Genomic DNA, 12,843 nt, shown 5'->3' on the forward strand with positions numbered 1-12,843 from the left:
AGCCTCGCTACAGTTGATAAACATACATGAGGAAGCTCTCTGCTGACTCGTGCGTCTCCTCGCGCGACTCGTAAAGCGCGCGGGCGGCACGGTTGTCCGGCTCGGTGCCGACCCAGGCTTCTTCGCAGCCATTCTCCCTGCCGATCGCAAACATCGCGTCGAGCATCTTTCGCGCGATGCCCTGGCGCTGGAAGGCCGGCGATACGCCGACCTCGTCGATGTAGAGCTCCGTCGCCTTGTCGGGATGACGGTGAATGATGGCGGCGCATTGACCGACGGTCACGCCGTCGGCGAGCGCCACGACCATGAAGTGGCCGGGTTCCCTGAGATAGACTGCCAATCGATCTGGCCTGACCGGTTCGTCGAACACATCCTCGGCGACCCGCATCACAAGGGCGTCATTGCCGGCATCAAGTCTTACGATCTCCATCTTCATCGTGTAGATTTTCCCCAGTCGAGTTTTCAAACTTTTACGTTTACGTAATTCCCGGTCACTCTAACCGATTGAAAACGCTCGCTCCAAAATAATCGTTTGAATTTACGCGGCGCCGGGGCTATTGGGTGCGGCGAAATCTCGCGGGATCCCCGCAGCATTCCGGTCTCTTCCTCGACGCCGTCATCAGATCGTCAGCGATTTGAGCGACATCACGAACAAAGGGAAACTATCCTGACATGGCACGCAACAAGATAGCGCTTATCGGCTCTGGCATGATCGGCGGCACGCTCGCTCACATGATCGGCCTCAAGGACCTCGGCGACGTGGTTCTGTTCGATATTGCCGAAGGCATCCCGCAGGGCAAGGGGCTCGATATCGCGCAATCGTCGCCGGTCGACGGGTTCGATTCCAGGCTGACCGGCGTCAACGACTATGCCGGGATCGAAGGGGCGGACGTCTGCATCGTCACCGCCGGCGTGCCGCGCAAGCCGGGCATGAGCCGCGACGATCTGCTCGGCATCAACCTCAAGGTCATGGAACAGGTCGGCGCCGGCCTGAAGAAGTACGCGCCGAAGGCCTTCGTCATCTGCATCACCAATCCGCTGGATGCGATGGTCTGGGCGCTGCAGAAGTTTTCCGGCCTGCCCAACACCCATGTCGTGGGCATGGCCGGCGTGCTCGACAGCGCTCGCTTCCGCTATTTCCTGGCCGAGGAGTTCAAGGTCTCGGTCGAGGACGTCACCGCCTTCGTGCTCGGCGGCCATGGCGATTCCATGGTGCCGATGATCCGCTATTCGACGGTTGCAGGCATTCCTCTGCCCGATCTCGTCAAGATGGGCTGGACCTCGAAGGAGAAGCTCGACCAAATCGTGCAGCGCACCCGCGACGGCGGCGCCGAGATCGTCGGCCTGTTGAAGACCGGCTCGGCCTATTATGCGCCGGCCGCATCGGCGATCTCGATGGCCGAAGCCTATCTCAAGGACAAGAAGCGTGTGCTGCCTTGCGCGGCCCATCTTTCCGGCCAGTATGGCGTGAAGAACACCTATGTCGGCGTTCCCGTGGTGATCGGCGCCGGTGGCGTCGAGCGCGTCATCGAGATCGAGCTTTCCAAGCCAGAGCAGAAGATGTTCGATAGCTCGGTGGCGGCGGTGCAAGGCCTGACCGAGGCCTGCGTCAAGATCGCGCCGCAACTCGCCTCGAAGTGAACCCCAGCAGCTGATCCGGAGACGATCCAGATGAACATTCATGAATATCAGGGCAAGGCGCTGCTGAAGGGCTTTGGCGCGCCGGTGGCCCAAGGCGTGCCGGTGTTCAAGGCGGATGAGGCGGAAGCCGCCGCCAAGGCGCTGCCCGGCCCGCTCTATGTGGTGAAGAGCCAGATCCATGCCGGCGGCCGCGGCAAGGGCAAGTTCAAGGAGCTCGGGCCTGACGCCAAGGGCGGCGTGCGGCTGGCCAAGTCGGTCGCCGACGTCGTCGCCAACGCCAACGAGATGCTCGGCCACACGCTGGTGACCAAGCAAACCGGCCCGGCCGGCAAGCAGGTCAACCGGCTCTATATCGAGGATGGCGCCGACATCGAGCGCGAGCTCTATCTGTCTGTTCTGGTCGACCGTTCGGTCGGCCGCATCGCCTTCGTCGTCTCGACCGAAGGCGGCATGGACATCGAGGCGGTCGCCCACGACACGCCGGAAAAGATTATCACCGTCGCCATCGATCCGGAAAAGGGCGTTACCGCGGATGACGTGAAGAAACTCAATGGCGCGCTGAAGCTCGACGGCGATGCTGCCAGGGACGGCGGCACGCTGTTCCCGATCCTCTACAAGGCCTTCGTCGAGAAGGACATGAGCCTGCTCGAGGTCAATCCCCTGATCGTCATGAAAAACGGCCGGCTGCGCGTCCTCGACGCCAAGGTGTCGTTCGACAACAACGCGCTGTTTCGCCATCCGGATGTGCTCGAGCTGCGCGACACCACCGAAGAGGACGAGAAGGAGATCGAGGCGTCGAAATACGACCTCGCTTATGTCGCGCTCGACGGCAATATCGGCTGCATGGTCAATGGCGCCGGCCTCGCCATGGCGACGATGGACATCATCAAGCTCTACGGCGCCGAGCCGGCCAACTTTCTCGATGTCGGCGGCGGCGCGTCGAAGGAAAAGGTGACGGCGGCCTTCAAGATCATCACCAGGGATCCGGCGGTCAAGGGCATCCTGATCAACATCTTCGGCGGCATCATGAAATGCGACATCATCGCCGAGGGCGTCATCGCCGCGGTCAAGGAAGTCGGCCTGAAAGTGCCGCTGGTCGTGCGCCTGGAAGGCACCAATGCCGAACTCGGCAAGAAGATCATCAACGACAGCGGCCTCAACGTCGTGTCAGCCGACGATCTTGACGACGCGGCCAAGAAAATCGTGGCGGCGGTGAAGGGCTGATCAAGTGCCTCCACGCAAGATAAACCTCGTCGAGGCTGCGGATGCGAAGATCGCGGATGTTTTCGATCCGCATATCGCCGGCGACGTCAATTACAGCCAGGCGAAGGTCGCCAAGTTCGGCGCGGTTTTCGACTGGCACGCCCATGACAACGAAGACGAAGCCTTCCTCGTGCTGCGCGGCCGCATCGCCATCGATTTCCGCGACGGTCCGGTCGAGCTCGGCGAAGGCGATTTCATCGTCGTGCCGCGCGGCGTCGAGCACCGGCCGCGTTCGCTGACACCGGAACCGGTGGTGCTGATGTTCGAGCCGGCGACGACGCTCAACACCGGCAACGCCAAGAGCGCTCTCACCGTCACCGACCTGAAGCGGCTGTGAACCCATGAACGCTGCGCCTTTCTCCTCGCTCTCGGCCGATCACCAGCGCCTGCAGGCTCTGGTCGGCGCGTGGCGTGGCGAGGAAGAGGTCGCGGACACACAATGGGCCGATGGCGGCTCAGCGACTTCGGAAGTACTGGCAGAGGCACAGTTCGGCGGCCTGTTCGTAGTGCAACGCTATCGCCAGCGCCGCGACGGGACGATTTCGTTCGGCGCGCACAGCGTGTTCGGCTTCGACCGGCAAAACAGCCTTGTCACCATGCATCAGTTCGATTCGATGGGCTTTGTGCCGGCCTCGCCGGCCTCCGGCACGTGGGAGGGCAACACACTGACGCTGTTGCGCTCGTCGCCGCGCGGGGCCGCACGCGTGACCTACGCTTTCGACGGCAGCGACAGCTATCGCATGCGACTGCAATTCCAGCCCGTCGGCAGCGACGGCTGGCAAGACATGATGAGCGGCCTTTACCGGCGCGTCCCGCCTTCCGTTTTGGGGGATGGCTGAGCGATGGAAATCCTGGGCAAAGCGGTTGAAGAAAGACACATAATCACACATATATTGGCTGTGTGTTTATGTGGAGACGAGCGATGAAGAACGTCACCCTGGCCATGGACGAGGCACTGCTTGAGAAAGCGCGAGGCCTTGCCGGACGTCGCAAGACGACGCTCAACGCCCTCATTCGTTCACTGCTTGCGCATGAAGTCGAGCAGGAAGATCGGATTGCCTGGGCCAAGGCGGGAATGAAGCGGCTTATGGACGAGGCTGCGAAACGGAGCGACAGCGCCGACACCCCCTACAAGTGGGATCGAAGGGACGCCTATGCCGACCGGGAAGATCGACTGCTTTCTCGACACGAACGTCCTGATCTACGCGGCTTCGGAGAAGAATCGTGACCCACGTCGCGCGCCAATCGCAGAAGACCTGGTATCGAGCACTGTCTTTGGCGTGTCGGGGCAAACCTTGGCCGAATTCACAGCGGTGGCGCGAGGAAAATCCCTTCTGGGGGATGATCTGCTCGACCAATGGCTGGTCCTCCTCGGCACTTGTCCGCTGGTGCCTGTCGACGAAAGCTATGTTCGCGCAGGACTGGACCTCGCACGCCGCTACGGAATTCACTACTACGACGCCGCGCTTCTTGCCGCAGCCGGATATCTCGGCGCGCCGATTTTCTACACCGAAGATCTCAACCACAACCAGGTTTATGGCTCGGTGCGAGCCGTCAATCCTTTCTTGTAATCGCTGAATTCAGAGGCGTTCTCACCATGTCCATTCTCGTCGACAAGAACACCAAGGTGCTCGTGCAGGGCCTGACCGGCAAGACCGGCACCTTCCACACCGAACAGGCGCTGGCCTATCACGGGACCAAGATGGTCGGCGGCATCCATCCCAAGAAGGGCGGCGAGACTTGGACCGGCGCCAAGGGCGAGAACCTGCCGATCTTCGCCACCGTCGCCGAGGGCAAGGCCAAGACCGGCGCCAACGCTTCCGTCGTCTATGTGCCGCCGGCGGGTGCTGCCGAAGCCATCATCGAGGCCATCGAGGCCGAAATCCCGCTCATCGTCTGCATCACCGAAGGCATTCCCGTCATGGACATGATCAAGGTCAAGGCGCGGCTCGACCGTTCGACGTCGCGGCTGATCGGCCCGAACTGTCCCGGCGTGCTCACCCCCGACGAATGCAAGATCGGCATCATGCCCGGGAACATCTTCCGCAAGGGTTCGGTCGGTGTTGTTTCGCGCTCGGGAACGCTTACCTATGAAGCCGTGTTCCAGACCACCAATGTCGGCCTCGGCCAGACCACCGCTGTCGGCATCGGTGGCGATCCCGTCAAAGGCACCGAATTCATCGACGTGCTCGAAATGTTCCTCGCCGACGACGAGACCAAGTCGATCATCATGATCGGCGAGATCGGCGGCTCGGCCGAGGAAGACGCCGCGCAGTTTCTCAAGGACGAGGCCAAACGCGGCCGCCGCAAGCCGATGGCGGGCTTCATCGCCGGACGCACGGCGCCGGCCGGCCGCACCATGGGCCATGCGGGCGCGGTCATCTCGGGCGGCAAGGGCGGCGCCGAAGACAAGATCGCGGCAATGGAATCGGCCGGGATAAAAGTTTCGCCATCGCCGGCCCGGCTGGGCACGACGCTGGTCGAGGCAATTAAGGGCTAGTGAGTAGTCAATAGTGAGTAGTGAAAAGGGAAGAACGGGTGAGTAGCAGCTGAACGGGAAAGTCTTCATTTTCCTACTCCCTACTGGACTACTCACTATTCCCCTCGAAAGGAGACGGAGCCAGGCTCCGCAGACAAAATGGCACGACAAGATCAGGCCAATGACCAATTTTCGCTCACCTCTTTCCTCTATGGCGGCAATGCCGATTATATCGACGCGCTCTATGCGGCGTATGAGGACGATCCAGCCTCGGTCAATCCCGAATGGCAGGAGTTCTTCGCCGGCCTGAAGGACGATGCCGGGGATGTCCGCAAGAACGCCAAGGGCGCCTCGTGGGCCAAGCCCTCCTGGCCGCTGCAGGCCAATGGCGAGCTGGTGTCGGCGCTCGACGGCAATTGGGGCCTGGTCGAGAAGCACATCGAAAAGAAGGTCAAGGAGAAGGCAGCCGTCAACGGCGCCGTCCCCTCCGACGCCGACGTGCACCAGGCGACGCGCGATTCCGTGCGCGCCATCATGATGATCCGCGCCTATCGCATGCGCGGCCATCTGCACGCCAATCTCGACCCGCTCGGCATCGCCACGCTCGAGGATTACAACGAGCTGTCGCCGGAGAATTACGGCTTCACCGAAGCCGACTACGACCGGCCGATCTTCCTCGACAATGTGCTCGGGCTCGAATTCGGCACCATCCGCCAGATGCTCGACATCCTGACCCGCACCTATTGCTCGACGCTGGGCGTCGAGTTCATGCATATCTCCGATCCGGAAGAGAAAGCGTGGATCCAGGCGCGCATCGAGGGCGCCGACAAGGAGATCTCCTTCACCGCGACCGGCAAGAAGGCGATCCTGCAGAAGCTGATCGAGGCCGAGGGCTTCGAGCAGTTCGCCGACGTCAAGTTCAAGGGCACCAAGCGCTTCGGCCTCGACGGCGGCGAAGCGCTGATCCCGGCACTGGAACAGATTGTCAAGCGCGGCGGCCAGCTCGGGCTGAAGGAGATCGTGCTCGGCATGGCGCATCGCGGCCGCCTCAACGTGCTCTCCCAGGTGATGGCCAAGCCGCATCGCGCCATCTTCCACGAATTCAAGGGCGGCTCGGCCGCACCCGACGAGGTCGAGGGCTCGGGCGACGTCAAATACCATCTTGGCGCCTCGTCGGACCGCGAGTTCGACGGCAACAAGGTGCATCTGTCGCTGACCGCCAATCCCTCGCATCTTGAAATCGTCGACCCGGTGGTGATGGGCAAGGCGCGCGCCAAGCAGGATTATCTGTTCGGCCGTGGCCGCGAGGAGATCGTGCCGCTGGAAGAGCGGGCCAAGGTGCTGCCGCTTTTGCTGCATGGCGACGCCGCCTTTGCCGGCCAGGGCGTCATTGCCGAAATCCTCGGCCTGTCCGGCCTGCGCGGCCACCGCGTTGCCGGCACGCTGCATTTCATCATCAACAACCAGATCGGCTTCACCACCAATCCGCGCTTCTCGCGCTCGTCGCCCTACCCGTCCGACGTCGCCAAGATGATCGAGGCGCCGATCTTCCACGTCAACGGCGACGATCCGGAGGCCGTGGTGCACGCCGCCAAGGTGGCGATCGAATTCCGCATGAAGTTCCACAAGCCTGTCGTGGTCGACATGTTCTGCTACCGCCGCTTCGGCCACAATGAGGGCGACGAGCCGGCCTTCACGCAGCCGATCATGTATCGCAACATCCGCACCCACAAGACGACGGTGCAGATCTATGCAGACCGGCTGATCGCCGAAGGGCACATGACGCAGGCCGAGTTCGACAAGCTCAAGGCCGACTGGCGGGAGCATCTGGAATCCGAGTGGGAAGTCGGCCAGCACTACAAGCCCAACAAGGCCGACTGGCTGGACGGCGCCTGGTCGGGCCTGCGCACGGCCGACAACCAGGACGAACAGCGGCGCGGCAAGACCGCGGTGCCGGCCAAGACACTGAAGGAGATCGGCAAGAAGCTGACCGAAGTGCCGAAAGATTTCGAGGCGCACAAGACGATCATCCGCTTCCTCGAAAACCGCCGCCAGGCCATCGAATCCGGCGAAGGCATCGATTGGTCGACGGCCGAGGCGCTGGCTTTTGGCGCCATCCTGCTCGACGGCAACCCGATCCGCCTCTCCGGGCAGGATTCGGAGCGCGGTACCTTCTCGCAGCGCCATTCCGTGCTCTACGACCAGCGCGACGAGACCCGCTACATCCCGCTCAACAATCTGTCGGCGGCGCAGGCCGGCTATGAGGTCATCAACTCAATGCTGTCCGAAGAAGCCGTGCTCGGCTTCGAATATGGCTACAGCCTGGCCGAGCCTAAGGCGCTGACGTTGTGGGAAGCTCAGTTCGGCGACTTCGCCAACGGCGCCCAGGTGGTGTTCGACCAGTTCATATCCAGCGGAGAGCGCAAGTGGCTCCGGATGTCGGGCCTCGTCTGCCTGCTGCCGCATGGCTATGAAGGCCAGGGACCGGAACATTCGTCTGCCCGGCTCGAGCGTTTCCTGCAGCTCTGCGCCGAGGACAACATGCAAGTGGCCAACTGCACGACGCCGGCCAACTACTTCCATATATTGCGCCGGCAGTTGAAGCGCGACTTCCGCAAGCCGCTGATCCTGATGACGCCGAAGTCGCTGCTGCGCCACAAGCGGGCGGTGTCGACGCTGCCGGAAATGTCGGGCGAAAGCTCGTTCCACCGGCTGCTGTGGGACGATGCCCAGCTCTTGCCCAACCAGGCCATCAAGCTGACCAAGGATTCCAAGATCCGCCGTGTCGTGCTGTGCTCGGGCAAGGTCTATTACGACCTCTACGAGGAGCGTGAGAAGCGTGGCATCAACGACATCTATCTGCTGCGCGTCGAACAGCTCTACCCGTTCCCGGCCAAGGCGTTGATCACCGAATTGTCGCGCTTCCGCAATGCCGAAATGGTGTGGTGCCAGGAGGAACCCAAGAACATGGGCGCCTGGTCGTTCATCGACCCGTATCTGGAATGGGTGCTGGCGCATATCGACGCCAAGCACCAGCGGGTGCGCTACACCGGCCGGCCGGCATCCGCCTCGCCGGCGACCGGGCTTATGTCCAAGCATCTCGCCCAGCTCGCCGCCTTGCTCGAAGACGCGCTCGGCGAGTAGGCAGAGTTGAGCGAATAGAACAGACAGACAACAAACGGACAGGCACAATGGCTACCGAAATCCGCGTTCCCACTCTCGGCGAATCCGTCACCGAGGCAACCATCGGCAAATGGTTCAAGAAGGTGGGCGATGCCATTGCCGCCGACGAGCCGCTGGTCGAGCTCGAAACCGACAAGGTGACGGTCGAGGTTCCCTCGCCAGGCGCCGGAACCTTGGGCGAGATCGCCGCCAAGGAGGGCGAGACGGTCGGGGTCGGCGCTCTTCTGGGCTCGATTTCGGCCGGTGGCGCCGCCGCACCGGTCACCAAGCCGCAAGCCGTGGCGCAGGCATCGAGCCCCGACGCCGCGCAGACCACCAAACAGGCCGCCGCCGAGACCGCCAAGGTCGCCGGCGACGCCGGTCCGGTCGAGCCGCGCACCATGCCGCCGGCGCCGGCAGCGGCGAAACTGATCGCCGAGAACAATCTGTCGGTCGACCAATTGTCCGGCTCCGGCAAGCGCGGCCAGGTGCTGAAGGGCGACGTGCTCGACGCCATCACCAAGGGTGCGCCGTCGCAGCCGGCCGAAACGCCGAAGGCGGCCCCGGCAGCGCCGATTGCTGCCCGTGCGCCGTCCTCAGGCGACGACGCGGCGCGCGAGGAGCGCGTGCGCATGACCAAGCTGCGCCAGACCATCGCGCGCCGGCTCAAGGAAGCGCAGTCGACCGCCGCCATGCTCACCACCTTCAACGAGGTCGACATGTCAGCGGTGATGGCGCTCAGGACCAAGTACAAGGACGTGTTCGAGAAGAAGCACGGCGTGAAGCTCGGCTTCATGGGTTTCTTCACCAAGGCCGTCACGCACGCGCTGAAGGAAATCCCGTCGGTCAACGCCGAGATCGACGCCACCGATATCATCTTCAAGAACTACGCCCATATCGGCGTCGCCGTCGGCACCGAGAAGGGTCTGGTCGTTCCGGTGGTGCGCGATGCCGACCAGATGTCTATCGCCGAGATCGAGAAGGAGATCGGCCGGCTCGGCATCGCCGCGCGCGACGGCAAGCTGTCGGTCGCCGACATGCAGGGGGGCACGTTCACGATTTCCAATGGCGGCGTCTACGGGTCGCTGATGTCCACGCCGATCCTCAACGCGCCGCAGTCGGGTATTCTGGGCATGCACAAGATCCAGGACCGGCCCGTGGTGGTCGGCGGCCAGATCGTGATCCGGCCGATGATGTATCTGGCGCTGAGCTACGATCACCGCATCGTCGACGGCAAGGAAGCGGTGACCTTCCTGGTGCGCGTCAAGGAAAGCCTGGAGGATCCGGAACGGCTGGTGCTTGATCTGTGAGGCGGTCGGATGGCGGCTCGCGGTCGGAGTAGCCAATAATGGCCCTGTTCCCTGGGCCTGCCAGACCGATAGCGCTGGCGGCCGGTATGGCATTCGCCGCTGTCCACGCTAATGCCGCATGCCCGGCCGAACTCGCCGTCTACGGCGATGCCCAGAGCGGCAGTGAGATCAATTTTGCCCCGACCGGCACGTCGGCGACCGTCACCAACACGTTCCGCTTGATCCTCGACAACGATGTGGTGCTGAACGGCATCGTCCAATGGAACGAAGGTGTTTCGCGGCCGAACGGGGCGCTGATGTACAAATGCCCGGGAGGCGACGTTACCGGCACCGAGCTTGCCGCCTGCACCTTGTGGAACGGCATCATCTATACGTCGGATGAAAAGGGCAGCATCGGCCTGTTGCCGGCCGAAGGCGTCGAAGCACCGAAGACGCTGATCCTGCCCGATCTCGGTCCGGTGTTGCATCAATCCACCGCCTATGGCGGCGCCGGGTTTTCGATGTGTTTGCCTTGAAGGGATGCCAGGAATGAGCGGAACGCAAAAGGTGCTGCTGGTCACCGGTGGCAGCCGCGGCATCGGCGCCGCGATCTGCCGGCTCGGGTCGAAGGCTGGCTATCGCGTAGCGGTCAACTACACCTCCAACCAGACCGCCGCCGAGGCACTGGTCGGCGAAATCAAGGCCGCAGGCGGCGAGGCCTTTGCGGTCAGGGGCGATGTCGGCGTCGAATCCGATATCGTTGCCATGTTTGAAGCCGTCGACCGCGGCTATGGCCGGCTCGATGCTTTCGTCAACAATGCCGGCATCGTCGACGTCAAGGCGCGGGTCGATGAGATGGATGTTTCACGGCTGGAGCGCATGATGCGCATCAATGTCGTGGGGTCGTTCCTCTGCGCCCGCGAAGCGGTGAAGCGGATGTCGAGCCGTCACGGTGGGTCGGGTGGATCCATCGTCAACATCTCGTCGGCTGCGGCAGTTCTGGGCTCGCCGGGCGAATATGTCGACTACGCCGCGTCCAAGGGCGCGATCGACACCTTCACCATGGGGCTCGCCCGCGAGGTGGCGCTGGAAGGCATCCGCGTCAATGCGGTGCGGCCGGGCATCATCGATACCGAAATCCATGCCTCGGGTGGACAGCCGGACCGGATAGAACGGTTCCGCGATCTTCTGCCGATGAAAAGAGCCGGCACCGCGGATGAAGTCGCGGGCGCGGTTCTCTACCTGTTGTCCGATGCCGCGTCCTATACGACCGGCGCGATCCTGAATGTCAGCGGCGGCCGCTGAGCGCCCCAAGAAAAAGGGAAACAAACATGGCTTATGACGTCGTAATCATCGGCTCGGGACCGGGCGGCTATGTCTGCGCCATCAAGGCGGCGCAGCTCGGGCTGAAGGTCGCGGTGGTCGAGAAGAACCCGACCTTCGGCGGCACCTGCCTCAACATCGGCTGCATTCCATCCAAGGCGTTGCTGCATGCCTCCGAGATGTTCGCCGAAGCCGGCCACTCCTTCGACACACTGGGTGTCGAAGTGACACCGAAGCTCAATTTGAAGAAGATGATGGCGCACAAGGACGCCACGGTGACGGCGAACGTCAACGGCGTCGCCTTCCTGTTCAAGAAGAACAAGATCGATAGTTTTCGCGGCATCGGAACGGTGGTCGCGGCGGGCAAGGTGTCGGTGACGAGCGAGGACGGCAAGGTCGAGGAAATCGAGACGAAGAACATCGTCATCGCCACCGGCTCGGATGTCGCCGGCATTCCTGGCGTCACGGTCGACTTCGACGAAAAAGTCATCGTGTCCTCGACCGGCGCGCTGTCGCTGGACAAGGTGCCCGGCCATCTCGTCGTGGTCGGCGGCGGCGTCATCGGGCTCGAGCTCGGCTCGGTCTGGGCGCGGCTCGGCGCCAAGGTCACCGTGGTCGAATTCCTCGACACCATCCTCGGCGGTATGGACGGTGAGGTCTCCAAGCAATTCCAGCGGCTGCTCTCCAAGCAGGGCTTCGAATTCAGGCTCGGCGCCAAGGTCACCGGCGTCGCCAAGGCTAAGAAGGGCGCCAGCGTCACTTTCGAGCCTGTGAAAGGCGGCGCGGCCGAGACGATCGAGGCCGACATGGTGCTGATCGCCACCGGCCGCCGCGCTTTCGCCGACAGCCTGGGCCTGAAGGAAGCGGGCGTCGAGGTCGATGAGCGCGGCCGGGTCAAGACCGACGCGCACCTCAGGACCAACGTACCAGGCATCTATGCCATCGGCGATGTCATCGCCGGGCCGATGCTGGCGCACAAGGCCGAGGATGAGGGCGTGGCAGTGGCCGAGACCATTGCCGGCCAGGCCGGCCATGTGAACTATGACGTCATTCCGAGCGTCGTCTACACCAGCCCGGAGATCGCTTCGGTCGGCAAGACCGAGGAAGAATTGAAGAAGGCCGGCATCGACTACAAGGTCGGGAAATTCCCGTTCACCGCCAATGGCCGGGCGCGCGCCATGCTGCACACCGACGGCTTCGTCAAGATCCTGGCCGACAAGGCCACCGACCGCGTGCTCGGCGTTCACATCGTCGGCTTCGGCGCCGGCGAGATGATCCACGAGGCGGCGGTGCTGATGGAATTCGGCGGCTCGTCGGAAGATCTCGCCCGCACCTGTCATGCCCATCCGACCATGTCCGAAGCAGTGAAGGAAGCGGCATTGGCGACGTTCTTCAAGCCGATCCATATTTAGAACGAGCCAGGAAAACCGTGAAACGGTTTTCCCGGGAAAGCGCGTAACGCTTCCCTTGAGGGAATTGCCTCCTTGCCTGCCCCAAACAGAACGGCCCACCGGAAGGCGGGCCGTTCTTCGTTGAAAGCCGTGGCCCGATTACTGGGCCGGTGCGGGAGCTGGGGCCGGGGCAGGAGCCGGTTCGGCGGGCTTCATCGGCTCTGCGGGCGCTGGCGCCGGGGCCGGTGTGCTCGCGGCGGGCGGTTCGGTCGCCGGATGCTCACCACTTCTTCCG

General features: G+C 63.1%; 12 protein-coding genes and 1 pseudogene. 12 read left to right on the top strand and 1 reads right to left on the bottom strand.

The window, feature by feature from the left end; translation table 11 throughout:
• Positions 1 to 7: 7 nt before the first annotated feature.
• On the bottom strand, positions 8 to 436 hold the full coding sequence (locus LB541_RS07205; protein WP_140492811.1) for a GNAT family N-acetyltransferase: 429 nt from the start codon (positions 434 to 436) through the stop codon (positions 8 to 10).
• Positions 437 to 672: 236 nt separating this feature from the next.
• Here LB541_RS07205 and mdh point away from each other — a divergent pair, with 236 nt between their 5' ends.
• The 12 genes and pseudogenes from mdh to lpdA all read left to right on the top strand — a co-directional run bounded on the left by mdh (position 673) and on the right by lpdA (position 12,569).
• Positions 673 to 1,641, top strand: a complete 969-nt coding sequence (gene mdh / locus LB541_RS07210; protein WP_140492808.1) for a malate dehydrogenase — start codon at positions 673 to 675, stop codon at positions 1,639 to 1,641.
• 30 nt (positions 1,642 to 1,671) lie between these two features.
• Complete coding sequence (gene sucC / locus LB541_RS07215; protein WP_140492804.1) at positions 1,672 to 2,865, top strand: ADP-forming succinate--CoA ligase subunit beta; 1,194 nt, start codon at positions 1,672 to 1,674, stop codon at positions 2,863 to 2,865.
• Between the two features lie 4 nt (positions 2,866 to 2,869).
• Positions 2,870 to 3,241: a cupin domain-containing protein gene (locus tag LB541_RS07220; RefSeq protein ID WP_140686687.1), complete on the top strand. Its 372-nt coding sequence runs from the start codon at positions 2,870 to 2,872 to the stop codon at positions 3,239 to 3,241.
• Positions 3,242 to 3,245: 4 nt separating this feature from the next.
• On the top strand, positions 3,246 to 3,743 hold the full coding sequence (locus LB541_RS07225; RefSeq protein WP_140518079.1) for a DUF1579 family protein: 498 nt from the start codon (positions 3,246 to 3,248) through the stop codon (positions 3,741 to 3,743).
• Between the two features lie 83 nt (positions 3,744 to 3,826).
• A complete protein-coding gene (locus LB541_RS07230) occupies positions 3,827 to 4,132 on the top strand; it encodes a hypothetical protein (RefSeq protein ID WP_140492797.1) in 306 nt (101 codons plus the stop codon).
• A complete protein-coding gene (locus LB541_RS07235) occupies positions 4,059 to 4,475 on the top strand; it encodes a PIN domain-containing protein (RefSeq protein WP_033838548.1) in 417 nt (138 codons plus the stop codon). Before LB541_RS07230 ends, LB541_RS07235 begins: the two co-directional genes overlap by 74 nt.
• 26 nt (positions 4,476 to 4,501) lie before the next feature.
• The gene (gene sucD / locus LB541_RS07240) at positions 4,502 to 5,404 is read left to right on the top strand and encodes a succinate--CoA ligase subunit alpha (RefSeq protein WP_140518080.1); all 903 of its coding nucleotides are present in this window, start codon (positions 4,502 to 4,504) and stop codon (positions 5,402 to 5,404) included.
• A gap of 138 nt (positions 5,405 to 5,542) precedes the next feature.
• Positions 5,543 to 8,527 carry a 2-oxoglutarate dehydrogenase E1 component gene (locus tag LB541_RS07245; protein ID WP_140686688.1) on the top strand — a complete coding sequence of 995 codons (2,985 nt, stop codon included), beginning with the start codon at positions 5,543 to 5,545 and terminating at the stop codon, positions 8,525 to 8,527.
• A 47-nt stretch (positions 8,528 to 8,574) separates the two neighbouring features.
• The gene (gene odhB, locus LB541_RS07250; protein ID WP_140566671.1) at positions 8,575 to 9,855 is read left to right on the top strand and encodes a 2-oxoglutarate dehydrogenase complex dihydrolipoyllysine-residue succinyltransferase; all 1,281 of its coding nucleotides are present in this window, start codon (positions 8,575 to 8,577) and stop codon (positions 9,853 to 9,855) included.
• An 86-nt stretch (positions 9,856 to 9,941) separates the two neighbouring features.
• Positions 9,942 to 10,387, top strand: a pseudogene (locus LB541_RS07255) (hypothetical protein).
• On the top strand, positions 10,384 to 11,139 hold the full coding sequence (locus LB541_RS07260; protein WP_140662757.1) for an SDR family oxidoreductase: 756 nt from the start codon (positions 10,384 to 10,386) through the stop codon (positions 11,137 to 11,139). The pseudogene LB541_RS07255 and the gene LB541_RS07260 overlap by 4 nt, the downstream one beginning before the upstream one ends.
• Before the next feature lie 26 nt (positions 11,140 to 11,165).
• Positions 11,166 to 12,569 carry a dihydrolipoyl dehydrogenase gene (gene lpdA, locus LB541_RS07265; RefSeq protein WP_140566666.1) on the top strand — a complete coding sequence of 468 codons (1,404 nt, stop codon included), beginning with the start codon at positions 11,166 to 11,168 and terminating at the stop codon, positions 12,567 to 12,569.
• Positions 12,570 to 12,843: the final 274 nt, after the last annotated feature.

The sequence above is a fragment of the Mesorhizobium sp. BR1-1-15 genome (assembly GCF_020165475.1).
In the GTDB taxonomy this organism is placed as follows: Bacteria; Pseudomonadota; Alphaproteobacteria; order Rhizobiales; family Rhizobiaceae; genus Mesorhizobium.

Bases quoted from the DNA above. Each gene is read 5' to 3' on its own strand.
- LB541_RS07205 (WP_140492811.1), bottom strand. From the start codon at position 436: ATGAAGATGGAGATCGTAAGACTTGATGCCGGCAATGACGCCCTTGTG.
- LB541_RS07225 (WP_140518079.1), top strand. From the start codon at position 3,246: ATGAACGCTGCGCCTTTCTCCTCGCTCTCGGCCGATCACCAGCGCCTG.
- mdh (WP_140492808.1), top strand. From the start codon at position 673: ATGGCACGCAACAAGATAGCGCTTATCGGCTCTGGCATGATCGGCGGC.
- LB541_RS07230 (WP_140492797.1), top strand. From the start codon at position 3,827: ATGAAGAACGTCACCCTGGCCATGGACGAGGCACTGCTTGAGAAAGCG.
- lpdA (WP_140566666.1), top strand. From the start codon at position 11,166: ATGGCTTATGACGTCGTAATCATCGGCTCGGGACCGGGCGGCTATGTC.
- sucC (WP_140492804.1), top strand. From the start codon at position 1,672: ATGAACATTCATGAATATCAGGGCAAGGCGCTGCTGAAGGGCTTTGGC.
- odhB (WP_140566671.1), top strand. From the start codon at position 8,575: ATGGCTACCGAAATCCGCGTTCCCACTCTCGGCGAATCCGTCACCGAG.
- LB541_RS07235 (WP_033838548.1), top strand. From the start codon at position 4,059: ATGCCGACCGGGAAGATCGACTGCTTTCTCGACACGAACGTCCTGATC.
- LB541_RS07245 (WP_140686688.1), top strand. From the start codon at position 5,543: ATGGCACGACAAGATCAGGCCAATGACCAATTTTCGCTCACCTCTTTC.
- sucD (WP_140518080.1), top strand. From the start codon at position 4,502: ATGTCCATTCTCGTCGACAAGAACACCAAGGTGCTCGTGCAGGGCCTG.
- LB541_RS07260 (WP_140662757.1), top strand. From the start codon at position 10,384: ATGAGCGGAACGCAAAAGGTGCTGCTGGTCACCGGTGGCAGCCGCGGC.